Genomic DNA, 24,009 nt, shown 5'->3' with positions numbered 1-24,009 from the left:
TGAAAACATTCTCGCGCATGAGGCCCGCCTTTCCTGCTCCTCCGGAGCAACGGAAAGGCGGGCCTCGCGCTGCGGATTGTTTTCAAACCCAAGCCCGGTCCCGGCCTGCGGTGACGTTGCTGGTGGTTCTTGGGCATCGCTTGCTGGCGGGGTTCCTTGTCTGAGTTGGACTTAGTTGGTGGGGCCACTGGTCCCGGTCGCTGTCCCGCGCCGTTCCGGCGCGGGAGGCGCGCCTCTTTGGGGACGCAGAGATAGCCCAGCTGTGGTGGCGTCGCGCACCGATTGCTGCACTTTGGACTGCGTCGGGCTCGTTATTGTCCGAGCCCCCTCTCCCCTTTTCGCTGGTTCGCGCTTTGCGCGAACTCCGCGCTACTGGGGACCTGTTAGGATTCCGTTGTTGAGTTCGACATCTCTTCCCTAGCGAGCATCGACCTCAGCTTCTCGAAGCTCTCCTCGCTTAGGCAGTGCTCCATGTGGCAGCCCTCCTGCGACGCGACCTCAGCCGAAACGCCTGCATCCTCTAGTAGCTCTACAAAAAAGCAGTGACGCTCCCACATTTGGCGAGCGACCTCAAGCCCCCGCTCCGTCAGACGCACATCGCGCTTGCCCATTTCGACGTAGCCGCTGCGCTCAAGGCTCGACATAGCCTTAGAGACGCTTGCCTTGGTTACGCCCAGGTATTCGGCAACGTCGATTGAGCGCACCGTACCTTGGCGCTGCGACAGAACGTAGATCGATTCGAGATAGTCTTCTCCGGATTCACGCAGGGCCATGGGCCGCCTTTCGCGATGGCTTCTAGTTAGCCTTTTGATACTTTTACCTGATTTACTTTATCGCAAAAGTTGCCCATGTCTTACTAGATGCTTAAAAAGTTAGCCATGTTTCACAAAACACGATGTAGTCATTGGGGACGTTCTTTAACGGCTAGTCGTCGGGGGCAGTCTTTGCCGGTTGGCCGACTCGCCGGTCGGGTTGGCAAGGAGTGTCCCCCGTTGCCGGCAGAAAAGGAACGTCCCTAAATGACGAGTCCGAAGTGCTTGGCGGCGTTGTAGATGCCGTCGTCGTCTACGGCGGTCGTTACGTAGGTCGCTGCGGCCTTCACGGTCTCCTGCGCGTTGCCCATGGCCACACTTGCGCCCACGGCCGAGAACATCGACAGGTCGTTCTCGCCGTCGCCAAAGGCGATCGCCTCGCTCGCGTCGATGCCCAAGCGCTCCAGCGTCGCCGCCACGCCCAGGTCCTTGCCGCCGTTAGCGGGAATAATGTCACAGAACAGGTCGCACCAGCGCGTAGTGAGCGAATGCGACACCGCGTCGGTCACGATATGCTCGTCGGCCGGGTCCACAAAGGCGCAAAACTGGTAGACCGGTGCGTCAAAGGCATGCTCAAACGGCTCCTCGTGGTAGACGATCCCCGCGTTGTTGCCGGCCGCCACCACGCGCTCGGACAGGCGGTTCACAAACGAGTTCTCGCCCTGCATGCACAGCGAGTCGTAGCGTCCCTGCGCCACCTGGTCCACAATCACCGCAACGTCGTCCGGATCGATCGGGCAGCTACGGTAAACGCCCTCGGCATCAAAACAGTGCTGGCCCGAAAGCGTAATGTACGCATCCCAACCAAGATCGAACAGCCAATCGGGCATCTGATAGGTCGGGCGACCCGTAGCAATCACGCACGCAATCCCCTGCTCGCGAAAGCTGTCGAGCACCTGCTGCGCCGACGCCGGAATCCGGTGCGTCTTAAAACTCAGCAGCGTGCCGTCGATATCGAAAAATGCGGCCTTGATCATCCTCGCCTACTCCTCGCCCTCGAGCTTTTCACTCGCCTCGAGCCACGCCATCTCCAGCTCGTCCATGGCGGCGTGGGCCTCGTCAATCTTTGCCTGCTGCTCACCCAGCGCCGTGTAGTTGGTGGGATCGACCTGGGCCATGGCGGCCTCGGCCTCCTCCACGCGAGCGCGCTGCGTTTCCATCTTGCGCTCGAGCGAGCTCACCTCACGACGGAGCTTTTGGCGCTCGGCATTGGAAAGGCCGTTGGGCTGACCGCTCGACTTGGGCTTTTCGGCCGCAGCTGCCGCGGCACCGGTGTCGAACGTACCGGTCTTGGCGCTCGGTGCACCCACGGGCTCGCCCTCGGCGGTGGCGTTGCACAGGCGCAGGTACTGGTCGACGCCGCCGGGCATATGCGTCAGGTGGCCGTCGAGCAGCGCCCACTGCTGGTCGGTCACGCGCTCCATCAAAAAGCGGTCGTGCGTCACCAGAATCAGCGTGCCGGGCCAGCCGTCCAGCAAGTCCTCGACAATCGCCAGCATGTCGGTATCCAGGTCGTTGCCGGGCTCGTCCAGGATGAGCACGTTGGGCTCGTCCAGGATCGTCAGCAGCAGCGACAGGCGACGGCGCTGGCCGCCCGAAAGATCGCCGATGCGGCTCCAGAGCTGCTGCGTCGTAAAGCCCAGACGCTCGCAGAGCTTCTCGGGCGAGGTCTCCTTGCCGTCAATGACGTAGTACTTCTTATAGTGGCTGAGCACCTCGCGGATCGTGTCGCCCATGTAGGGCTCGAGCTCCTCGAGCTGCTGCGACAGCACGCCAAAGCGCACCGTCTGGCCGATCTTCACGCGGCCGCGCAGGGGCGCGATCTTGCCCTGGATCACGTCGAGCAACGTGGACTTGCCGGCGCCGTTCTCGCCCAAAAGACCATAGCGATCGCCCGCACCGATGAGCCAGGTCACGTCGGAGAGCACCTGCTTGGGCGCACCATCGGTATCCGCGTAGCCGGCGTCCACGTCGATGACATCGATAACCTGCTTGCCCAGACGGCTCACCGCCAGGCGCTTGAGCTCCAGCTCGTCACGCACGGGCGGCACGTCGGCGATCAGCTCGCGAGCAGCCTCAACGCGAAACTTGGGCTTGGTGGAACGCGCCTGAGCGCCGCGGGAGAGCCACGCGAGCTCCTTGCGCGCCATGTTGCGGCGGCGTTCCTCGGTAACCGCGGCCATGCGATCGCGCTCCACGCGCTGCAGGATGTATGCGGAGTAGCCGCCCTCGAAGGGATCGACCTGGCCGTCGTGGACCTCCCACATGCTGGTGCAGACCTCGTCCAGGAACCAGCGATCGTGCGTGACCACGAGCATGGCGCCCTGACCGCGCTGCCAGCGAGCCTTAAGATGGCGTGCAAGCCAGTTGATGGTACGCATGTCCAGGTGGTTGGTAGGCTCGTCGAGCATGAGTACGTCGTAGTCGCCGATCAGCAGGCGCGCGAGGTCCACGCGGCGGCGCTGGCCGCCCGAAAGCTCGCCCACCGTGCCCTCCCAGGGCACATCGCTGATGAGACCGGCCAGAATCTGGCGCGTACGCGGGCTCGAGGCCCACTCGTACTCGGGCGTGTCACCGACGACGGCGTGATGCACGGTGTCGGTATCGACCAGGTTGTCCTTTTGGCCGAGTAGACCGATCGTGGTGCCGCGGCGGTGCGTCACGCGGCCGTCATCGGGCTCCAGCGTGCCCGCGAGCACGCTCAGCAGCGTCGACTTGCCGTCGCCGTTTTTACCGACAATACCAATGCGGTCGCCCTCGCCCACGCCGAGCGTCACACTATCGAAAATATGCTTGGTGGGAAACTCTAGGCTGACGGAATCGCATCCCAAAAGAATCGCCATATGCCCTGCTCCTTCGTAGAAATTCAACGTTGTCCATGATAGCATCGAGCCCCACCCCAAACCACCACGAAGGTGCCTGTCCCCTTTGTGGTGGTCGTTTCGGTCGCAGAGCAAAAAGGCGGGCCATCTCGCAAAAGAGATGACCCGCCTCTCCAATCAGCCCCGCGGCAACCGTGGCCGCCGCGGGCCTCAAGCATGTCCCGGACTAGGAGAACATGCCGGTGAGGTAATCATTCAGCCGCTTATCCTTGGGCCGTTGGAAAATCTCGTCGGTCTCGTCGTACTCGACCATATCGCCCATGTAGAAAAACGCCGTGCGGTTGGAAACGCGCGACGCCTGCTCCATGTTGTGCGTCACGATGACGATGGCGCGGTCGGCCACGATCGACGACATGAGGTCCTCGATCGCCAGCGTCGAGATGGGGTCGAGCGCCGAGCAGGGCTCGTCAAACAGGATTACGTCGGGGTTGAGTGCCAGCGTGCGCGCGATGCACAAACGCTGCTGCTGACCGCCCGAAAGCGCGTAGGCGCTCTTGTCGAGCTTGTCCTTGACCTCGTCCCACAGGGCCGCACCGCGCAGGCTTTCCTCGACCATGCGATCGAGCTCGTCGCGGTCGGTGATGCCGTGGCGCTTGGGCGCAAACGTGATGTTGTCTCGAATGGACTTGCGGAAGGGGTTGGGCTGCTGAAACACCATGCCAATGGACCGGCGCAGCTCGTAGGTATTCTCGGTCTTGGTGTTCACGTTGCGTCCGCGGTAGCTGATCTCGCCCTCCACGCGGCAGCCGCGAATCTCGCGATTCATCAGGTTGAGGCTGCGCAAGAAGGTCGACTTGCCGCAGCCCGAAGGCCCGATGAGCGCCGTGATCTCGCCCTTGTGAAAGTCGAGCGACGTGTCGTGCAGCGCATGGTGGTCGCCATAGTACACGTTGACGTCCTTGGTGGAGACCACGACCTCGTCGCTCACGGCCTTGCCGCTCACGCGAACACGTTTCTCGCTCTCCCCCACGCTCGACAAAAAGTCCTGGGTGTCGGACGATGCCGCCTCGGTTGCGGGCGTCGCATTCATCTCGCTCATTCGGCCGTCATCCTCCTTGCCAGTTGCTTGCCCACGATACGGGCGACTACGTTAAACAGCAGCACGCAAATCATCAGCAGTGCCGCGGTGCCCCAGACGATCTGCTGGGCCTCGGAGCTGCCCTCGCCATAGATCTTGTAGATGTGCACGGCCAGCGACTCGCCGGGACGGAACACGTTCCAGGCGCAGGTGGGGCTCGACAGGTTAAAGCTCAAGAAGTTCAGGCGAACCGGCGAGCTCATGCCCGAGGTGAAGAGCAGCGCCGCGGCTTCGCCAAATACGCGGCCGGCCGAAAGCACGATGCCGGTCACGATGGCGGGCATGGCCTCGGGGATCAGGATGTGCAGCGTGGCCTCCCAGCGGGTGAGACCCATAGCCAGGCACGCATCGCGCTGGGCCTGCGGCACGTTCTCGAGCGCCTGCTGGATCACGCGCACCAAGATGGGGATGTTGAACATGGTGAGCGCGACGGCGCCGGAGATGATGGAGTACTTCCAGCCCAGCTGCACCGAGAACACCAAAAAGCCGAACATGCCCACGACGATGGAGGGCAGCGAGGACAGCGTCTCGATGGCGGTCGAGGCGATGTCGCGAATAGGCCCATCGGGCGCGTACTCAACCAAAAAGACCGCGCCGCCCAGGCTGATGGGCACCGAGATGACAAGGGTGATCAGCAGCAGATAGAACGAGTCGAACAGCTGGTAGAGTACGCCGCCCTGGGTTCCGTTGGCGCGCGCGGGCTGCGTGAGGAAGCCCGGCTGGAACAGAGTCGAGATGCCCTCGAACAGGATGTAGGCCACCATGGAGACGACGATGAGCATGACGATGGCGACGATTGCCGTCAGCACACCCGTGGCGATGCGGTCCTGCTTTTGGACACGCCCGAGTCTCGCCTCGTCGATGTGGATGCGCGTGCTAGCCACGAGCCTTCGCCCCCTTGCGGCCAATGAGATGGATGATCAGGATAAAGATGAGGCTCATACCCATCAGCAGCAGGCCGAGCGCCCACAGGACATCGTCCTGGGCCGAGCCCTCGGCATAGACCGCCATGGACGTGGTGAGCGTGGTGGTGATGGTCGACGCTGGCGACAGCAGCGACGTCGGCATGGCCTCGATACCGCCGATAACCATGCGCACGGCAAGCGTCTCGCCAAAGGCGCGGGTCATACCCAGGATGACCGCGGTCATGAGCGACGGCATGGCGCTCTTGAGCACCACGTGCCAGATGGTCTGCCAGCGGGTGTAGCCCAGCGCGAGCGAGCCCTGACGGTAGCTGTCGGGCACGGCGCGCAGGCCATCGACCGAAAGCGTGGTCATCGTCGGCAGAATCATGACGGCCAGCACGATGGCGCCGGGCAGGATGCCCAGGCCCGTGCTCACGTGAAAAACGCTCTTCATAAGGCCGACGACCACGTGAAAACCGATCAGGCCAAAGACGACCGAGGGAATACCGGTCAAAAGCTCAATAAGCGGCTGAAAGACCTTGGAGCCAAACTTAGGCTGAATCTCGACCGCAAAGATGGCAGAGCCGATGGCGATGGGCAGCGCGATGAGCGTGGAGAGCACCATGACCGCAAACGAGGTGACGATCAGAGGCAGGGCGCCAGTGTAGGGCAGGCCGTTTTCGGCTGTGTTGGCCAGGTCCCACTTGGTGCCGGTGAAGAACTCGACGATCGAAACGCCGTCCTTGAGAAAAGCCGAGAGGCCCTTTTGGGCGACCATAAAGATGAGCGCGGCAACGACAAGCGTCACGAGCGCTACGCACGCGCCCGTGACGCCCAGGCCCACGTTCTCAAGGTCGCGCTTTGGCAGCTGTTTTGCCATTGCAAACCTTTCCGGGGGCGATTGCTTATTTAGCAGAGACCTTACCGCTGGCGTCCTTGACGACCTTCATGGCAGAGACGGGGATAAAGCCCTGCTCCTCGACGAGCTTGCCCTGGACGTCGTCGGAAAGCATGAAATCCAGGAAGGCCTTGGTAGCTTCGTCGGCGTCCTTGGAGCAATACATGTGCTCGGTAGCCCAGATCTTGAAGGAGTCGTCGGTGACGTTTGCGCTCTTGGGCTCGACACCCTCGACCTTAATGGCGTTGAACTTGGAGTCGTCGAAGTGCGAGAAGTCGAGGTAGGAGATGGCGTTGTCGGTACTGGCAATCTGAGTCTGGACGTCGCCGGACTTGTCGAGCTCGGCATCGCCCTTAAAGTCGACAGCCTCGTCGCCAAAGACGGCGGCCTCGAAGGTGGCGCGGGTACCGGAGCCGGCCTTGCGGTTGAGAACGACGATCTTGGCGTCGTCGCCGCCGACCTCCTTCCAGTTGGTGATCTGGCCAGAGAAGATGCCTTTGAGCTGCTCGAGGGACAGGTCATCGACCTTGACGTTCTTGGAGACGACGGGGCCCATGCCCACGACGGCGACCTCGTGGTCGACGAGGTTCTTGACCTGATCGGCCTCGAGCTTGGTCTCGGCGAAGACGTCGGAGTTACCGATGGTAACGGTGCCGGCGGCAACAGCGGTCAGGCCCTTGCCCGAACCGTTGCCCGAACCGGAGACGGAGACGTCGGGGTTGGCATCCATGAACTTCTCGGCAGCGGCCTCGACGAGAGCCTGGAACGAGGAGGCGCCGTCGTAGGTCACCTCGCCGGAGACGGACTCGGCAGCAGCGGCGCTACCCTTGTCGGCGGCGTCGGATTCGCCGGAGCCGCCGCAACCAACGAGACCGAGACCGACGATGCTGGCAAGACCACCAGCGAGGCCGAGGAACTGACGACGAGAATAAGCCTGATCGAGCATGATCTTCCTTTCATACATGCGACTCGCGGACACCCTGCCCGCTTTGCTGTTTGGAAAGATACGTCCCCGATCGGGCAGCGCCCGCGCCAACTGCTGTTTCTTACGGGCATTTGATAGACCCTTACCGCAAGCGCGGCTCGGCTTTACAAACGAATAACAAACCCGCCGCCAAGCATGACCCGCCTTTTACAAGGTAGTCATTGGGGACGTTCTTAAACGACCGCCCCAGCGAGCGAGGATTATTGGACACTCAAATAACGAGAGTGGATAATCTCCCACTTTGAGCCTGTACACAGGCCAAAAACGGCAGACTATCCACTCTCATTCCGAGATGAGCTGCTACGCGGGCTGGTAATACCGCGTAACCCCAAGCAAGATATAGGGGTTTCCCAGGTGCCCGAGATTGCCCCGAAAGAGGAGCGCCGCGTACTTTGGTACGCAAGCGACGGTTTGAGGGGCAAGGTCGGGTGCCTGGGGAAGCCCTAGAGCTCGAGTTCGTTGAGGCGAAGGATCGCCACGATATAGATCTTGAGCGCCTGCTTGAGCTGTTCTTCGCTGGCGCACTCGTTGGGGCCGTGCATCTGGCCGCCCCATGCGGGCAGTTCCAGACCAGTCTCCTCGGGACCAAACGAGACGGCGCGGGCAAAATTGCGCGCGTACGTGCCGCCGCCCATGGCAAAGGGCTCGGCATCCTTGCCCGTAAACTCGTTGTAGGTGTCGATGAGCGCCTTCACGGCCGGGTCGTCGGCAGAGACCGAGAACGGCACCTTTGTACGACCCACGCGGCACGTCACGCCAAAGCGGCCCACGAGCGGCTCGAGCTGCTCACGGATGGTATCGGCGCTCGTGCTATCGGGGAAGCGCACGTCGATGACCTGCTCAATGTGGCCATCTGCCACACGAATGACGCCGGGGTTGCAGGTGAGCGGGCCAAACGCCGGGCTCGTCGCGTCGATACCCAGGCCACGACCATAGGCGTCCGCATGCACAAAGGCCAAAAACTTGACAAACTCGTGCTCGGCAGGCGTCAACAGGCGCTCGTTGCGTGCGCCAAACGTATCCTCCACCTCGCGCAGATACCCCACGATCAGGCCGACGGCATTAATCGTTCCCTCGGGCATCGAGGCATGGCCACCGATACCGTGGGCAAAAATCTGCGCATGACCGTTGTCGAGCGTCGTGATCTCAAGGCGATCGGCGTTTTCAACGGGCGCCGGCAGCTCCTCGGCGGCAATCGCAAGTTCGCAGATAGACTGCGACGGAATGGCGTTGCTCGCCTCGGCACCGCTCCAGGACACAATGCGCCCGCCGTCGATCTTGGGGCTCACAAGCGTCGCCCCAAACTGACCCTTCTCGGCATTGCAGACCGGGAACTCGGCATCGGGCGTAAACAGAAAGTCGGGGTTCGCGTAATTCTCCAGATAATGGTGAACGTCGGACATGCCCACTTCCTCATCGCAGCCCAGCAGCGCGCGGAAGGTGTAGCGTGGGGTAATACCGTGCTTGAGCAGATAGGCACCGGCGTAGAGTGACAGCACGGCAGGACCCTTGTCGTCGATAACGCCGCGGCCAAGCAGCCAGCCCTCGCGACGCTCCATCGCAAACGGGTCGGTGTTCCAGCCGGGGCCGGCGGGAACCACGTCCACGTGGCAGATAGTCGCGAGCTGCTTGTCGCCGCGGCCGGGAATGTCGGCGATGCCCACGTAGCCTTCGTCATCGCTTGTCTGGTAGCCGAGCTTTTGCGCAATGCCGAGCGCGCAATCGAGTGCATCACGGACTGGGCGGCCAAACGGCGCACCAGGTTCCGCATCGGCGGCAATGGCAACAGACGGATAGCTCACCAGCTGCTCGATATCGGCGACGACATCATCCCAGACCTCGTCGACATACTCGGCGACGCTCTGCTCCACCTGATTCATGGACGACCTCCTTACCAATGAGCGGCGAGCGCGCTCGCCCCTCACATTACGTCATTAGATAGCGAAAAGTTTAGCAAGCTCGGCCACCGAGTGCACCACTGCATCGGCACCCGCCGCCTCATGCTCACCCGGCGCCGCCGCGCCCGAATAGATGCCGATGCACGGCACGCCCATCGCGTGCGCGCCCTCCACATCGTTAAAGCGATCGCCGATCATCGCGGCATCGTCCGCCGTCGCGCCGAGCGCCGCCAGGGCATCGCGAACCGAATCGGCCTTGGTCTCGCGCCCCTGCGGAGGATTCATGCCAACCACGGCTTCGAACTGAGAAAGACCAAGCTCATGCACCATGTCGATGCATTTGGCCTCCATGCGTGACGTCGCCACGGCCATACGCTTGCCCCGGGCGGCCAACTCATCCAGCAGCTCGGGAATCCCATCGAACACGGGGTACTCCTCCGGTCCCAGCTCATCAAAAAAGGCGCGGTACTCGTCGGCCACCACAAGCGACTCCTCGCGGGAAAAGCCGTAAAAGTCGTGAAAGCTCTTCCACAGGGGCGGCCCGATCATGCGGCGCAGATCACCCATCTGCGTCTCCGAAAACCCGCGCGCAGCCAGCGTCTTGCGCGTCGAGGTCATCACTGCCCGACCCGTATCGGCCACCGTACCGTCAAAATCGAACAGCACAACCGGCCGCTCGCAAAGTTGCAATGCCGCCATCGGCACCCTTCTTCCCCAGTTGATGATTTCCACACCACCGCTTCAAACTGTTGACTATTCAACAATTGAACCTAGCAATGTAGAGCAACTCCACTATACTTGTCGCACTATGCTTTCAGAAGGCGGCGCGCAAGCGCCCCAACGAAAGGTGCAATTATGTCTTTTGCCATCATAACCGACTCCACGTCGGACATCTCCCCCGCCCGTGCCCAAGAGCTCGGCATTTACGTGATTCCGCTGCATGTGATTATCGAGGGCGAGGACCTGCTCGACCAGGTGCAGATTACCGCCGAGGAATACGTCGCCCGCATGGCTGGCTCCGAGCAGCTGCCGCACACCTCGCAGCCGAGCGCCGGCGAGTTCAAGGCGCTGTTTGACCGCGTACGCGCCGATGGCCACGACAGCGCGATCTTTATCTCGCTGTGCAGCGAGTGGTCCGCCTGCTATTCCAACGCATGCCTGGTCGCCGAGACCCACGAGCTCGACGTGCGCTGCATCGATTCGCGCACCGGCTCGGGCGCCGAGGGCCTGCTGGTGGAGTATGCGCTGGCCATGCGCGAGGACGGCCGCAGCTTGGACGAGACCGAGGCGCAGATCCGCGCGACGCTGCCCGACGCCCACCTGCTGCTGATTCCCCGCACGCTCGAGAACCTGGTCAAGAACGGCCGCGCGCCCAAACTCGCCGGCCAGCTGACGCAGATGCTCAACATTCGCCTGGCCGTTTCGCCGGAGTGGCAGTCGGGCGAGATCAAGGCCGTCAAGAAGGGCCGCGGCGCCAAGCGCATCGTCGCCAACACCATGGCCGACTGCCTCGCGTTTTTGGCTGAACACCCGGGTTCGAGCGTGCGCGTGCTCACGACCGGCGCCGCCGAGGAGCAGGAGCTTGTCAACGAAGCACTCGCAGGCCAGGACTACGTAGACGCCGGCACCGGCCCCATCGGCTGCACCATCGCCACCCACGTAGGCGTCGACGCCATCGCCATCAGCTATTGCCCCCGCTACCAACCTGCCAATTAGGGACAGATTTATTTTGGCAGGTTTTATCTGGGCAAACGTTAAACGCTAACAGACCTGTCCGACAAGATCGGACCTGTCGGGGCTGTCGAACAGCCATGGTGCAACCAGCCCCAGCAAAGCCGTCACGCCGGCGCGCCCCAACTCAAAGCGCACCGGCGTTGCTTTAAGAGTTGCGGCGGGACGGTGACCGCTTGAGCCGAAAAGCCGCGAACCGCTTCCCATTACGCCGCAACTTCATTGCCGCCCAACCAGCCAATCGAGAAATTGGCGGCGATCGATGCTTTGTCCAACCCCCTTGCGATACCCTCTGGGCAAAAAATGGCAAATATGAGTACTGTTACCAGTTTAGTAACAGCGAAATCTGGCTGAATATGCCGTCTTCCACCAATTCCGAGCGTCATAAAGTCCCGAATCGCCATGTCGAGAGGGTTGGTTATATCAAATTTCGGCCGATTGGTCTTAAATACGTTCAAAATGATATGATACTACCCCAACAACAGTACTCATATTTGCCATTTTTTGCCCACAGGGTCTATTCGAGGGCGGCTCCCGGGGTCTCCAGCCCGCCTCATAGCCGCTCAAACCCATTCAGCAACAGCCGCCGCACATTTTGACACCAGCTGAACACCACTCACGGAGTCGCATTCCACTATCACCGAACCTAAATCGGAATCGAGCGCCCAAAAAACCAAGATAACGTACCCTCATCTCAATGGACCATGAGAAGAACGGCATTTACATGAGCACCGTCACGCATCAATACGCCCTCATCGGGGGCGCGTTATTCCAATTCAAGGAAGCAGTCTCTCACGTATCGGAGCCGCACAGCCAAATCGTCATCTGCAGCAACGGCCCAGACATCCGCTACGCAACGCTCGAAGAATGGGAGAAAGCCGGAAAATCTTTCGGCAAGCGAGCGCAGGTTAAGGGCCTCGTCACCAGCACGAGTTCAGCGCGCGAAAAACTCGAGCTCTTTCGCAATCTCTTTACTGGCCGCAAAGATGTTTACGCCCATGGGTACCGCAGAAAAGACGGGGGAATCGGCTATACACCCGCCTGCGCAAATGAGTGGAAGTCAGGCATTTGCCCCAAAGCAAACCATCAGAAAGTCAAATGCGCGGAATGCGGCAACCGCGTCTTCCCCGAGTTGAGCGATGCCGCAATCATTGCCCATTTCAGAGGTAACGACGACAGGCTCCGAGACGTCATAGGTCAATACGTTCTCGACAGTGACAGCAACACAAAAGTTCTGGTCATTGATTTTGACGGAGCCGATTGGAAAGAAGCGGCAAACGCCATTCGGCTTGTCGCAAAAAGCCATGGAATCGATGCTGCAGTTGAGCGATCGAGATCAGGCAACGGCGCACATGTCTGGTTTTTCTTCCTAGAGCTCACCGGCGCAAAGACCGCAAGAGATTTTGGAAGCAGCCTTATCGCCGAGGCGGCGATGCTCAACAAGACAATCACCTTCGAAGCTTTTGACCGAATGATGCCCGCGCAGTCCACCATTCCTGAGGGTGGCTTCGGAAATCTCATAGCGCTGCCCTTTCAAGGAAAAGCGCAGCGAGAAGGAAACAGCGTATTTGTTGACGAGCAATTTGAGCCCTTTCCCGATCAATGGCTTTATCTTTCGCAAATCCAGTTGATCCCGCGTACGATGGTGAAAAGTCTGCTCGAGAGCATCGACAATAGACCGCATGGATTATCAGCTGCAGTGGCGGCAAACACCGCCGCACCGCATTCCCAGAGGCCGCGAAAGCGGCTTCCGCTCACGCAGCGGGACTTCCCGCCATCGCTACCCGTCACGCAAGCTGATATGCTCTACATTACCGAAAAGTCCCTGAGTCCCGCAGCCCAAATGGAAGTCCGCAGGCTTGCAACATTTGCCAACCCGGAATTCTTCCGTGCGCAATCAATGCATCAATCAGTATTCGGCAAACCGCGGTACATAGACCTCAGCGAACTTAGAGATGGCTGCGTCGCGATCCCCAGAGGCTGCAAGGCTCAACTTGAGCGGCTGCTTCAAGAAGCCGGCGTTGCTGCCCACTATTCAGACAAGCGCGTATCGGGCAATCCAATTGGGATGGCATTTAAAGGGACGCTTCGCCCTGAACAGCAAATTGCCGCTGAACAGATGCTCGGCTATGAAGACGGGATCATGTCTGCACCGACGGGTTTCGGCAAAACCGTCATTGGAGCCTATCTTATTGCTGCCATCGGTCTTCCAACGCTCGTCATCGTTCCCAAGACTGCGCTCATTACCCAATGGAAATCCCAGCTCGAACGCTTTCTCGACATCACGGACAACAGGGAGCCCGTCCGAACCCCAAAAGGACGAATCAGCAAAAGGCAGCCTCCACTCATTGGACAAATCGGAGGCGGCAAGACCACCATAAGCCGTCTCATCGACATTGCTTCATTCCAGTCTCTGTCCGGCAAGGACCCCCAGACCGGAGAACCAATAGCCAAGGAGCTCGTTCGCGATTACGGTCTCATCATCTGTGACGAATGTCACCATGCGGCCGCGCCACAGCTCGAGCTTGTGCTCAAGTCCGCTCCAGCCAAATATGTATACGGCCTTTCCGCGACGCCTGAACGCTCGGACGGACTCACGCGAGCACTCTCAATGCTCTGCGGCCCGCTTCGCCATGTCATTGATCCAAAAACGCAAGCAATCCAACAGGGAATTCAGCGCGTTATTAGGCCACGTTTTACCGGAGTTCGACTACCCGCCTACGAACCAGGGGCGTCCTTTAATCAAGTTCTCGATCTCCTGTGTGCGCACACAGCGAGAAACAAAGCAATTGTCGACGATGCCCTCGAGACCGCGTCAAACGGTCGACATCCGCTTGTGCTATCCAAAAGGAAAAAACATGCCGAAGAGCTATGTAGACTGCTTCAAAGCCGCGGACACGAACCTATACTCTTAACCGGAGAAATCGACGCCAAAGAAAGAAAGGCAATACTGAACAGCCTTCCCGGCTTCGAGCATGAGCATCGAATTATCATCGCAACCGAAGGCCTTCTGGGCGAGGGTTTCGACCTGTCTTACCTTGACACTCTGCTCATTGCCACGCCGATATCTTGGGACGGCAGCATAACGCAGCAGGCAGGCAGACTACATAGAAGTCACGAGGGCAAGCAGCGGGTTGAGATATTCGACTATGTTGATTTGTCGATACCCATGCTCGCGCGCATGTACCAGAAGAGACTCAAGACCTACGCCAAGCTGGGGTATGAAGTCTTTGCAGCAAATGACAACAAACGGGCCGATCAAAACATCCTCGTTAGGCCGGCAAGGGCCGTGGAGGCATTAGCGGATGACATCGCGCGCGCAATGAAAAGCATTTTTATTGCCGCGCCCTACGCATCCGCTGCATGCCTCGCAAAGCTCGCTGCCGTACTCACAGGCGCCGCCGACCGTGGGATTGCCCTTGAGATTTCAATTGCCTCGACTCCGCACAATGACGTGAAAGCGATTTTTACCGAGATGAACGTCGACTATTCCATCAAAGCCGAAGGGCGCCTGTGCGCGTCAGTAATTGACGAGGAAACCGTCTGGTACGGAACTATTCCATTACTGGCCTTTCCTAAGAAAGAGGACTGCAGCATCCGTTTCAAAAGCAGCGAAGTTGCAGCCGAGCTTTTAAGCGAAATCCAGCGAAGAGGAGAACCGGAGGTCGCAGCCACGAACGGGATGTCTCCAACAGTTACGGTGGAATAGGGGCCGTTTTTGGCCAATCGGCCGCGAATCAATCCCTATTCCCCCGCGAATCATAAGCGAGCAATCAGCCCTGCGGACCCTGGAACAGCTCCTCATGCGAGCCCATTCTGACCAGCCGGATCACAGGATTAGTCTTATGCGGCAAATAAAGAACGACCACATCGACCAAGCCATCGGATAGATGGAAATCGATGTGGCCGTTGTAGTTGCCGCCCGGGTTTGAAAGCTCGTGGGCACCATATTCCGCGGGAAGCGAGCCGTGAGCCGCAAGCTCTGCGACTGCCGCCTTAAACTCGGTTTTTAGCTGCGGATGGATGCGCATCGTCCGTTTGTAATCCGCCTTAAACTGAGCCTCGACCTTAATCTCAAACATCGCTAGTCCTCATCGAGGAATGATATAAGCTCATCAGCGTTATTGAATGACGGGCTGTCGTCCGGCAGAATCCCCAACTCATGAGCTTCGGCGATCACCATGGCACGCCTCGTTGCCTCGTTGGGCACCTCCGCCCTTCCTACGATCTCAAAAGGAATCTTTCGTTGATTTACCAGCTGCCGAACAGCAAGGTTGAGATACGAATTGAGACTCAGACCAACCGTATCCAAGAACTCAGTCGCCTGTTCCTTGAGCCCCTCTTCGATGCGAACCGTCGTAGGCTTAACCGTTGCAGTAGACATACGCGACCTCCTCGCCTCGTCTTTTGCATCAGTATACCCAGTTTAGATAGCATACTGATGTTAAATAGCATCAGTATGCCGTTCACATTGCTATAACAACAGTCACAGCACCCTACATCAGCCCGCTCAGGGCGATATCGACTGCTTCGCTGAGGTCGTCGGTGATGTGCACCAGCTCCTGATCGAGTGGGCTGATCATGCCGGCATCCATCACCGGGCCGTTGAGCCAGTCGAACAGGCCCTGCCAGTACTCGGTGCCCACCAGCACCAGCGGCATGCGCTTGACCTTGTGCGTCTGCACCAGCGTGAGAACCTCGAACATCTCGTCGAGCGTGCCAAAGCCGCCGGGAAATACGATGGCGCCCGAGCTGTACTTAACGAACATGGTTTTGCGCACAAAGAAGTAGCGGAAGTCCATGCCGAGGTTCACGTATTTATTGAGCCCCTGCTCGTGCGGCAATTCAATGCCTAGGCCAACTGACTTGCCGTTGACACTCGCCGCTCCCCTGTTGGCCGCTTCCATGATGCCGGGGCCGCCACCGGTGATGACCGCCACGCCACGTTGCGCGATCTTGCGCCCGACGGTACGCGCCGCCTTGTAGAGCGGATCGGTCTTGGGCGTGCGGGCGCTACCGAAGATAGCCACCGCAGGTCCAAGCTCGGCAAGTGCGCCAAAGCCATCGACAAACTCTGCCTGAATTCGCAGCACGCGCCAGGGGTCGGCGTGCAGCCAGTCAGTCGACTCCTCGGGCGCCAGCAGGTTGGCGTAGGTGTTGTCCTTAGGAATCATGGGGCCGCGCATGACCACGGGGCCGCGGCGGTACGTCTCGTCGTAGGCAGGCTCGCCCTCGACGTTCTCATTCTTAATCATGGGTACTCCTATCGAGAAAAAGAAAAACGGGCGGGGTCGACGCCATGCGTCAAACACCCGCCCGAACATCAACTATTCGGTATGGTACCCACGATGCATCAAGTGCTTGCAAGGCATCGGTCAGCGGTCGTGCAACCGATGCCAGCGAAGGCGATGCCCGGCGCCGGCTGCGCGCGGTCGATTGGCACGCGATCTCGACACCGCGCGAGCGCCCCCGTAAGCGCACCCACAGCTCTTAGTAATCCACCGCCGCTGGGCTGTTCATCCAGTCACTCACGAACGCGCCGTAACGACCCTCGATAATGGCCTGGCGGGCGCGCTGCATCAGGTTGAGCAGGTAGTAGATGTTGTGCATCGACAGCAGAATGCCGCCGAGCATCTCCTTCTGCGTGACCATGTGACGGATGAGCGCACGGCTGTAACCGCCCGTGCACACCGGGCAGGTGCAGGTGGGATCGATGGGACCGTCGTCGTGCGCAAAGCGAGCGTTGCGGAAGTTGAGGCGACCCTCGCTAGAGAATGCCGTGCCCATACGGCCGGTGCGCGTCGGCAGCACGCAGTCAAACATGTCGATGCCCACGCCAACGCCGCGCACGAGCGTGGTCGGGTTGCCGACACCCATCAGGTAGCGCGGCTTATGCTTGGGCATGTACTCGCTCACGAGCGGCGCCAGGGTCTCGAACATGGTCTCGTGATCCTCGCCCACCGAATAGCCACCGATACCATAGCCCGGGAAGTCGCCGCACTCCTCCAGGTGGCGCAGCGATCGCAGGCGCAGATCCAGATGCATGCCACCCTGGACGATGCCAAAAAGTGCCTGGTCATCACGGGTGTGGGCCTTGTAGCAGCGCTCGGCCCACATACTCGACAGCTCCACGGCGCGCTCGACGTAGGCGCGCGTGGCGGGATAGCCGGGGCACTGGTCGAGCTGCATGCAAATGTCGGAACCGAGCTTCATGGCGATTTCCATGTTGTCCTCGGGCGTCCAGAACACGTGGCGACCGTCGTAGTCGTTGACGATAAAGCGCACGCCCTCGTCGGTGAGCTTGACGGCGTCGTTATGGCTAAAGACCTGGAATCCGCCCGAGTCGGTGAGGATGGGGCCGTGCCAGTTCATGAACTTATGCAGTCCGCCCAGCTCGGCGATGGTGTCCTCGCCGGGGCGCATGGACAGGTGATAGGTATTGGCGAGCACGATCTGGGCGCCGAGCTTCTTGACAGTCTCGGTAGGAATGCCCTTGACGTTTGCCTTGGTGCCCACGGGCATAAAGATCGGCGTCTCGATGTCGCCGTGCGGGGTGTGCAGTACGCCGGCGCGCGCGTGCGTCGTCGGATCCTCGGCGATCAGGTCGAATTTAAAAAGGTTCTGGTCCATAAACTGGAACTCCTTGGTTGCGGTTCATACGCAAACCATTATACGAGCAACCCGCAAGAAGCACCGACTCGACAGAAACTGGCGCGAGGAGGATACGGCAGGGACACGGCAAGTGAGCGTGGATTTTTGGACGCTTACCGGATGAGCGTGGATAATCTCCCACTTTTGCCCAAAGCACAGCCCAAAAACGGGAGATTATCCACTTTCATTCTGCGGGCACTCATTTAAGTACGTCCCCGATGAGTGGAGCTATTTACCAGCCACGGCAACGCCGATATTTTGGCAACGTCAGCGAGCGGGCCGCATTTGAGACAAGGTGACGTGAAACGAAAGGGCGCTGACCTTCTGGTCGCGCCCTTGAAGTTGAACGTCAGATTGTCCAAATGCGGCCCGCGCAGCGTCGGCCCGTTACGGCGTTTGGCAAAACGCCGTAACCCCTACGGACGCTGGCCCATGCCACCCTCGAGGGTGACGGTCTCGCCGTTCATGTACTTAAAGTCGGGGCCGCAGAGCTGGACGACCACGCGGCCGATCTCCTTCTCAACATCGCCGTAATGGCCCGCCGGCGGCATGTGAACGTTGGCCTTGAACGCCTCGGGATAGGCATCCTGGAAGTTCTCGAGCGCAGCGGTCCAGGCAAGCGGGCACACAATGTTGACGTTGATGCCGTCCTTGCCCCACTCGTTGGCGGCGACGCGAGTCAGACCGCGGATGCCCTCCTTGGCGGCGGCATAGCTGCACTGACCATAGTTGCCAAACAGGCCGGCGCCCGAAGCAAAGTTGACCACGGAGCCCTTGGTCTCCTTCAGGTGCGGATAGGCCTTCTGCATGTACAGGTAGGTGGCATACAGGCCAGAGTAAATGGCCAGGTTAAACTGGTCCATGGTGTGATCGGCAATGGTCACGCCCGAAGCGCTGGCCTGAGCGTTGTTGACGACGGCGTCGATGCGGCCGAACTCCTCAATCGCCTTGTCGATAACGTTCTGCACGACGGCCTCGTTGTCCTGGCCGGCGGAGACATCGGCCTGAACAGGCAGAATCTTGACGCCGTACTCAGCCTCGAGAGACTCCTTGGCAGCCTCGAGCTTGGCGACGTTGCGGCCGGTGATGACGAGGTTTGCGCCCTCCTTGGCAAAAGCGATATCGATGCCGTAACCGATGGAGCCAGCGGAGCCGTCCTTGAGCGTGGCCTTGCCGCCGCCGGTGACGATCACGGTCTTACCAGTGAAAAGTCCCATACAAAGTCCTTTCAAATCGCGACGGGCCCGCCCGTCGACTGCGCGCATCCAACTTCACGCGCCAAAAGCTGAAATGCAACTTTAGCGGGTTTAAGTTGAAAATAAAGCCCATGGCAGGCGAACGGTGCAACGTCTTTCGGCGAAGGGAATGTCAAGTAAAAATTGGATAGAGCGACCGAGTTTTTGTTAACGCAACGAGTCATCGAACACGTTTTGAAACTTTGCTGCGGGGCGCGGGATGTCGGCGCGAAACTTTATCATAGGGTGACGAACAACGATGAGGAGCACATGCCTATGACAGACGAGCTGGACCCCCAGACTCAACAGCATATTGATGATTCCGCAGACGTCGCCGCAGATACTGACGCTGCGACCTGCAATGATACCGACGTCGACGACGCCACTCTGGATAACGGCGCTGCGACGGAAATCCCTGCGGTCGAAGATGCCGACGAGCAAAACGACGATTCGGCCGCTCAGGACGACGCCCCCGAAAAGGACGCCGCCCCGCAAGCAGCAGGCCCCATCGAGGTGTCTTCGGAAGAAGAGCTCGACGCAGTCATGGACTCCATGATGGATGCCGTCAAAGCGATGAAGGACGCTGTCGCCGATGCCGATGTCGACGCCGAGGAAGAGGAAGCCGCCGAGGCTGCCTCAACGTTTGTACCTGGCGAGACCCCCGTTGCCGATCAGGGCAGCACTATGCCCTCGTTTCTGCAGCTCGAGCATCCCACGATTGGCGCGGACGCCGTCGACCCGCATGCAGCGGGCTTTTCTGTGATCGAAGGCGGCACCGGCAATATCGCCGCGCCGCAGACTGCCGATACGAATGCCGCCGAGGCCGCGCACCCGACCACCTCGCATGCCCCCGCCACGAGCCACGATCTGGGGACCGCTGTCTCGAACACTGCGAACGCCGTGGGCACCTTTATCGCCCAGGGCGCCTCGGCCATGCGCGAGATGAACGCCGCGAAAAAGGCACTTGCCGATGCCCGCGCCCACCTGGCCGAACTTGAGCAGCGCATTGCCGATCAGGCCGAGGAACTCGAGACGCGCCAGGATATCGCAGGCCGCTACGATCAGATCATCGCCGACCAGCGCCAGGCAATCGCCACGGCACAAAAGACCGCTGCGGCCGCCGAGATTGACCGTGACGCCCATGCCGCCAAAGCGACGGAGCTCAAGGGCCAGCTCGAGCAAATGAAGGCAGAGGACGATGCGACCGAGCTCCGCCTGAAGGCTGCACTCGACGCCGTGGAAGCCCGCGAGGCGAGTTCACGCGAGACCGGCAACCGCCTCGTTCGACGTCTTGAGGATTCCAAGCGCATCCGCGACAAGGTGAAGGCCGAGCGAGACGCCGGCATTGCCGCCGCACAACAAACCGTCGACGCCACGCGCGCCCAGCTCGAGACGCTGCGTCATGAGTATGCCGAGCTGCAACGCAATCCCTCGGCAAATCCCGCCAACTATACGGTGCGCACCAGCGAGCTCTCGATGCAGATTTCCGACACGGCAGATGCCCTGCGTAAAGCCGAAGAAGATGTCCCGCGCATCACCGCCGACCTTGAGCACTCGCTTGCCGCAGCCGAGCAGGCCGTCGAGCAGGCTCAAGCCCCTATCGCCGACGCAAAACGCGCGCACCAAGCCGTGACGACCGAAGCCGATGCCGCGCGCGACGAGCTGCAGACGGCGAAGACCGCCGCCGCGACTCGTCAGCGCAAACTGCGCGAGAAGATCGCCGCGGAGGACAAGGCACGCCGCGAGCAGGAGCAGACCATCGCCAACGCCCAAGCAGATGCCGCACATGCACAGTCGATCATCGAACAGGCGACCGAAGTACACGACCACCCAGAAATCACTGAGTCGCTTGCAGGATCCTTGGCCCGAGACAAAGCCGAACACGCCGAGACCGAGCAAGAAGTCGACCAGCTCGAGGCCGCCGAAGACGACGTACGAGAGCGCACCCGCGACTCACGCATCAAATTCACCGGCGCCATCGTCTGCATCGTCGCCGCAATCCTGGCGATCATCCTAGTCTGGCTGTTCGCAAGCAAGTAGTCATTGGGGACGTTCTTAAACGACTAGTCAAACAAGAACGTCCCCAACGACTAGCCCAATGACGAGAGTGGATAATCTCCCACTTTGAGCCCCCAAGCAGGCCAAAAACGGGAGATTATCCACTCTCATTCTGCAGGCACTCATTTAAGTACGTCCCCAATGAGTACCTGCCGATGCTTTGGCAAAGTCAGCGAAAACGCCCCTAAGCGAGCAAGGTGACGTGCAAGAGGAGGGCATTGACCTTCTGGTCATGCCCGACGATTGAACGTCAGATTGCCGCTTAGGGGCGTTTGCAGCGTCGGCCGGTTACGGCGTTTGTAAAACGCCGTAACCTACAAAATGAGCATCGCGTCGCCAAAGCTGAAGAAGCGGTAGCGCTCCTCGATGGCGGCGGCGTAGGCATCCATGATCTGGTCGCGGGTGGCAAGCGCGCTCACGAGCATCATGAGCGTGGAACGCGGCACGTGGAAGTTCGTGATCAGCGCGTCGACCACGTGATAGGTCGAGCCGGGCATGAGGTAGAGCTGCGTCGTAGCGTTCTCGCGCACCACGATATCGCCGCGGCCGAGCGTGTCGGCGCCGTCCTCGCGGCCTTCAAAATAGCGTGCTGTCACGGCCGGGTCGGACACTGGCGCGTTCGTGTCAAAGGCGCTTTCGAGCGAGCGTACTGCGGTGGTGCCGACGGCGATCACGCGGTGCCCCTCGGCCTTCGCCTTATGCACGGCGTCGACAACCTCCTGCGACACGTGGTAGCGCTCGGTGTGCATGACGTGCTGCGTGGGGTCGTCCTCCTCCACCAGACGGAAGGTATCGATACCGACCTCGAGCTCGACGGCGGCAAACTTCGCACCCTTGGCCTCGATGGCGGCCATGAGCTCGGGCGTAAAGTGCAGACCCGCCGTAGGAGCGGCAGCCGAGTGCTCTTCCTTCATGGCGTAGACGGTCTGGTACTTCTCGGGATCGCCCTCGTAATCGGTAATGTAGGGCGGCAGCGGCACGTGGCCGGCAGCGTGGATGGCCTCGTCGAGCGTGCGCGGGTCGCCGGCGGCATTGCAACCGGCCGGCTCAAAACGCACCAGGCGGCCGCCGCGGCTATCGGTGACAAAGTCGACGACCTCGGCCGTCAGCACCACGGGAGCCCCCTCGGGCGCATGGGCTCCGCCGGCGCGATACTCAATCTGAGCACCGGGCTTCAGACGCTTGCCCGGCTTGACCAGGCACTCCCAAACGTGACCCAGCGGGTCAACATCTTCGCGGCGCTTGAGCAGCAGTGTCTCGACCACGCCGCCCGAGCCCACCTTGCGACCGATCAGACGGGCCGGCATCACGCGCGTCTGGTTGATGACGAGTACGTCGCCCGGCTCGATATAGTCGATGATGTCGCGGAAGATGCGGTGTTCAACGGTACCGCCGTGCTCCAGCGGCGTTCCCGCCTGGGAGCCCTTGCGATCCACCACCAGCAGGCGGCAGGAGTCGCGCGGCTCGGCAGGAGCCTGGGCGATCAGTTCCTCAGGAAGGTTGTAGTCAAAATCATCGGTACGCATAGACACGTCGGATACTCCTTATATAGCTAAAGTCCGCTCTACATCCTAGCAGGCTGCCAGCTCAAAAGAACTACTTTTTGGACGCTTTGCGCTCGTCGCGAATGCGGGCGCGGTCCATGGCCGCCTCGACGGCCGAGAATCGGCAGCCGCAGTAATTCTGTCGATACATACCCAGCTCGCGCGAACGACGCGTAGCCTCGGGATAATACGGGCGAAAATCGCGAATCACCGGCGTAAGCCCGCGGGCGGCAGCCAGACGCTCCAACACATCATTGCAGGTATCGAACAGCTGATATGGCGAGACGGCGAGCGTCGTACCCACATATTCGAACCCGCGCTCCTGGGCCACGCGGCACGCCTCGGCCAGACGCAGGGCATAGCACGCGCGACAGCGACGGGGCCGATCGGCGCCCAGCGGTGCCACGCCGGCCTCCCATCGCTCACGGTCCTCCCCTGCCTCAATGAGCTCGATGTCGCCAGCGGCACACCACCGGCGCAGCTCGTCCAAGCGGCGCTGCCATTCATCGCGCGGTTGAATATTGGGGTTGGTCCAGCAAATCGTGGGCTCAAACCCCTCCTCGCGCAGCAGGCGAACCGGCTCAAGCGAGCATGGTGCACAGCACGCATGCAGCAACAACGACTTCATCGACATCTCCTCACCCAAAAAAGCGCACGCCAAAGGACGTATCCTCGCAGGCGACAATGCGGCGGTCGCGCAAAATGGTCCACACGTAATACCAGTCGCCTACACAGCCCGACAAATGCAAGCCGGCCGCCAGATAGCACAGCAGCGGATAGCCCGAAAACGCAAACCCCAGGGCAAACGCTGTCGTCACAACAACCGTCGGCGCCAGGCAAATGGCCATGTACCGAGCACGCGAATACACCACGCCCTCGGCGCAGGCATAGATCATCGCAGTCTCGCGATTCGCCCCAAAAGTCACGTGCGCACCGGCAGGCGCCAGCAGCTTAAAAAACACCGCATGCACCAGCTCGTGCACGGCAAACGACGCTGCAGAAACCGCAACCACACCGACCATCCAGCCCACGACGGTGGTCCAGCCGCCCGCGTCGGCCGCATCCAGATCCGCAGGCCCACCCAGCAGCATAAACACCGGCACCAGGCACACGGCAAATACGCCAAGCACGGCCATCCCCCACACGAAGCAGGCGTGCAGAAAATCCTCGTCCTCAAACGCATGTATGTTGGAAATCTCATTCATAGCATCTTAGGATAGCGCCCCTGCCACGCACCCGTCCGCATGTGCGATAATGTCGAACGATATGCACGAATTGACCACCGCGCTGCCGAACCCCGTGCCCGGCCGCGCTCCCACCATATGCGAAGGA

21 protein-coding genes are annotated in these 24,009 nt (G+C 60.5%); 3 read left to right on the top strand and 18 right to left on the bottom strand.

Annotated elements, in window-relative coordinates:
* Nucleotides 1–383: 383 nt before the first annotated feature.
* The 9 genes from ACESSC_RS01455 to ACESSC_RS01415 all read right to left on the bottom strand — a co-directional run bounded on the left by ACESSC_RS01455 (nt 384) and on the right by ACESSC_RS01415 (nt 10,190).
* A complete protein-coding gene (locus tag ACESSC_RS01455) occupies nt 384–773 on the bottom strand; it encodes a metal-dependent transcriptional regulator (RefSeq protein WP_373160944.1) in 390 nt (129 codons plus the stop codon).
* Between the two features lie 242 nt (nt 774–1,015).
* Nucleotides 1,016–1,789 carry a Cof-type HAD-IIB family hydrolase gene (locus ACESSC_RS01450; RefSeq protein ID WP_373160943.1) on the bottom strand — a complete coding sequence of 258 codons (774 nt, stop codon included), beginning with the start codon at nt 1,787–1,789 and terminating at the stop codon, nt 1,016–1,018.
* A gap of 6 nt (nt 1,790–1,795) precedes the next feature.
* Entirely contained in the window at nt 1,796–3,655 is a 1,860-nt protein-coding gene (locus tag ACESSC_RS01445) for an ABC-F family ATP-binding cassette domain-containing protein (protein ID WP_373160942.1), read from the bottom strand.
* A 205-nt stretch (nt 3,656–3,860) separates the two neighbouring features.
* On the bottom strand, nt 3,861–4,733 hold the full coding sequence (pstB, locus tag ACESSC_RS01440) for a phosphate ABC transporter ATP-binding protein PstB (RefSeq protein WP_373160941.1): 873 nt from the start codon (nt 4,731–4,733) through the stop codon (nt 3,861–3,863).
* Nucleotides 4,730–5,656 (bottom strand): phosphate ABC transporter permease PstA, encoded by a 927-nt coding sequence (gene pstA, locus ACESSC_RS01435; RefSeq protein WP_373160940.1) that lies wholly within the window; start codon nt 5,654–5,656, stop codon nt 4,730–4,732. Before pstA ends, pstB begins: the two co-directional genes overlap by 4 nt.
* Complete coding sequence (pstC, locus tag ACESSC_RS01430) at nt 5,649–6,557, bottom strand: phosphate ABC transporter permease subunit PstC (RefSeq protein WP_117862051.1); 909 nt, start codon at nt 6,555–6,557, stop codon at nt 5,649–5,651. Before pstC ends, pstA begins: the two co-directional genes overlap by 8 nt.
* A gap of 25 nt (nt 6,558–6,582) precedes the next feature.
* Entirely contained in the window at nt 6,583–7,521 is a 939-nt protein-coding gene (locus ACESSC_RS01425; RefSeq protein WP_373160939.1) for a phosphate ABC transporter substrate-binding protein, read from the bottom strand.
* Between the two features lie 482 nt (nt 7,522–8,003).
* Entirely contained in the window at nt 8,004–9,440 is a 1,437-nt protein-coding gene (locus ACESSC_RS01420) for a M20 family metallopeptidase (protein ID WP_373160938.1), read from the bottom strand.
* Between the two features lie 54 nt (nt 9,441–9,494).
* A complete protein-coding gene (locus ACESSC_RS01415) occupies nt 9,495–10,190 on the bottom strand; it encodes an HAD hydrolase-like protein (RefSeq protein WP_373160937.1) in 696 nt (231 codons plus the stop codon).
* Nucleotides 10,191–10,313: 123 nt separating this feature from the next.
* On the opposite strand from ACESSC_RS01415, the gene ACESSC_RS01410 reads away from it, so the two are divergent.
* Complete coding sequence (locus ACESSC_RS01410; RefSeq protein WP_373160936.1) at nt 10,314–11,174, top strand: DegV family protein; 861 nt, start codon at nt 10,314–10,316, stop codon at nt 11,172–11,174.
* Between the two features lie 221 nt (nt 11,175–11,395).
* Here ACESSC_RS01410 and ACESSC_RS01405 read toward each other — a convergent pair whose 3' ends face one another.
* A complete protein-coding gene (locus ACESSC_RS01405; RefSeq protein ID WP_147324151.1) occupies nt 11,396–11,647 on the bottom strand; it encodes a hypothetical protein in 252 nt (83 codons plus the stop codon).
* 266 nt (nt 11,648–11,913) lie between these two features.
* On the opposite strand from ACESSC_RS01405, the gene ACESSC_RS01400 reads away from it, so the two are divergent.
* On the top strand, nt 11,914–14,898 hold the full coding sequence (locus tag ACESSC_RS01400) for a TOTE conflict system archaeo-eukaryotic primase domain-containing protein (protein WP_373160935.1): 2,985 nt from the start codon (nt 11,914–11,916) through the stop codon (nt 14,896–14,898).
* Nucleotides 14,899–14,962: 64 nt separating this feature from the next.
* On the opposite strand, the gene ACESSC_RS01395 is transcribed toward ACESSC_RS01400, so the two are convergent.
* The 5 genes from ACESSC_RS01395 to ACESSC_RS01375 form a co-directional block, all read right to left on the bottom strand.
* On the bottom strand, nt 14,963–15,271 hold the full coding sequence (locus ACESSC_RS01395; protein ID WP_117583790.1) for a type II toxin-antitoxin system RelE/ParE family toxin: 309 nt from the start codon (nt 15,269–15,271) through the stop codon (nt 14,963–14,965).
* Nucleotides 15,272–15,273: 2 nt separating this feature from the next.
* Complete coding sequence (locus ACESSC_RS01390) at nt 15,274–15,573, bottom strand: type II toxin-antitoxin system RelB/DinJ family antitoxin (protein ID WP_117583791.1); 300 nt, start codon at nt 15,571–15,573, stop codon at nt 15,274–15,276.
* Nucleotides 15,574–15,685: 112 nt separating this feature from the next.
* The gene (locus ACESSC_RS01385) at nt 15,686–16,444 is read right to left on the bottom strand and encodes an LOG family protein (protein WP_373160934.1); all 759 of its coding nucleotides are present in this window, start codon (nt 16,442–16,444) and stop codon (nt 15,686–15,688) included.
* Between the two features lie 235 nt (nt 16,445–16,679).
* On the bottom strand, nt 16,680–17,819 hold the full coding sequence (gene tgt, locus ACESSC_RS01380) for a tRNA guanosine(34) transglycosylase Tgt (protein ID WP_055250876.1): 1,140 nt from the start codon (nt 17,817–17,819) through the stop codon (nt 16,680–16,682).
* Between the two features lie 437 nt (nt 17,820–18,256).
* Nucleotides 18,257–19,057 (bottom strand): SDR family NAD(P)-dependent oxidoreductase, encoded by an 801-nt coding sequence (locus ACESSC_RS01375; protein ID WP_373160933.1) that lies wholly within the window; start codon nt 19,055–19,057, stop codon nt 18,257–18,259.
* 294 nt (nt 19,058–19,351) lie between these two features.
* Between ACESSC_RS01375 and ACESSC_RS01370 the strand changes: the two genes are divergently transcribed.
* Entirely contained in the window at nt 19,352–21,115 is a 1,764-nt protein-coding gene (locus ACESSC_RS01370) for a coiled-coil domain-containing protein (RefSeq protein WP_373160932.1), read from the top strand.
* Nucleotides 21,116–21,447: 332 nt separating this feature from the next.
* Here the strand turns inward: ACESSC_RS01370 and queA are convergent, their stop codons facing one another.
* The 3 genes from queA to ACESSC_RS01355 form a co-directional block, all read right to left on the bottom strand.
* Entirely contained in the window at nt 21,448–22,659 is a 1,212-nt protein-coding gene (gene queA / locus ACESSC_RS01365) for a tRNA preQ1(34) S-adenosylmethionine ribosyltransferase-isomerase QueA (protein ID WP_373160958.1), read from the bottom strand.
* Between the two features lie 70 nt (nt 22,660–22,729).
* Nucleotides 22,730–23,305, bottom strand: a complete 576-nt coding sequence (locus ACESSC_RS01360; protein ID WP_373160931.1) for an epoxyqueuosine reductase QueH — start codon at nt 23,303–23,305, stop codon at nt 22,730–22,732.
* A 10-nt stretch (nt 23,306–23,315) separates the two neighbouring features.
* A complete protein-coding gene (locus ACESSC_RS01355) occupies nt 23,316–23,882 on the bottom strand; it encodes a DUF3267 domain-containing protein (protein WP_373160930.1) in 567 nt (188 codons plus the stop codon).
* Between the last annotated feature and the right edge of the window lie 127 nt (nt 23,883–24,009).

The organism is Collinsella aerofaciens (assembly GCF_964243765.1).
GTDB classification, from domain to species: Bacteria; Actinomycetota; Coriobacteriia; order Coriobacteriales; family Coriobacteriaceae; genus Collinsella; species Collinsella aerofaciens_BU.
This window is presented reverse-complemented; position numbering and strand designations above follow the sequence as displayed.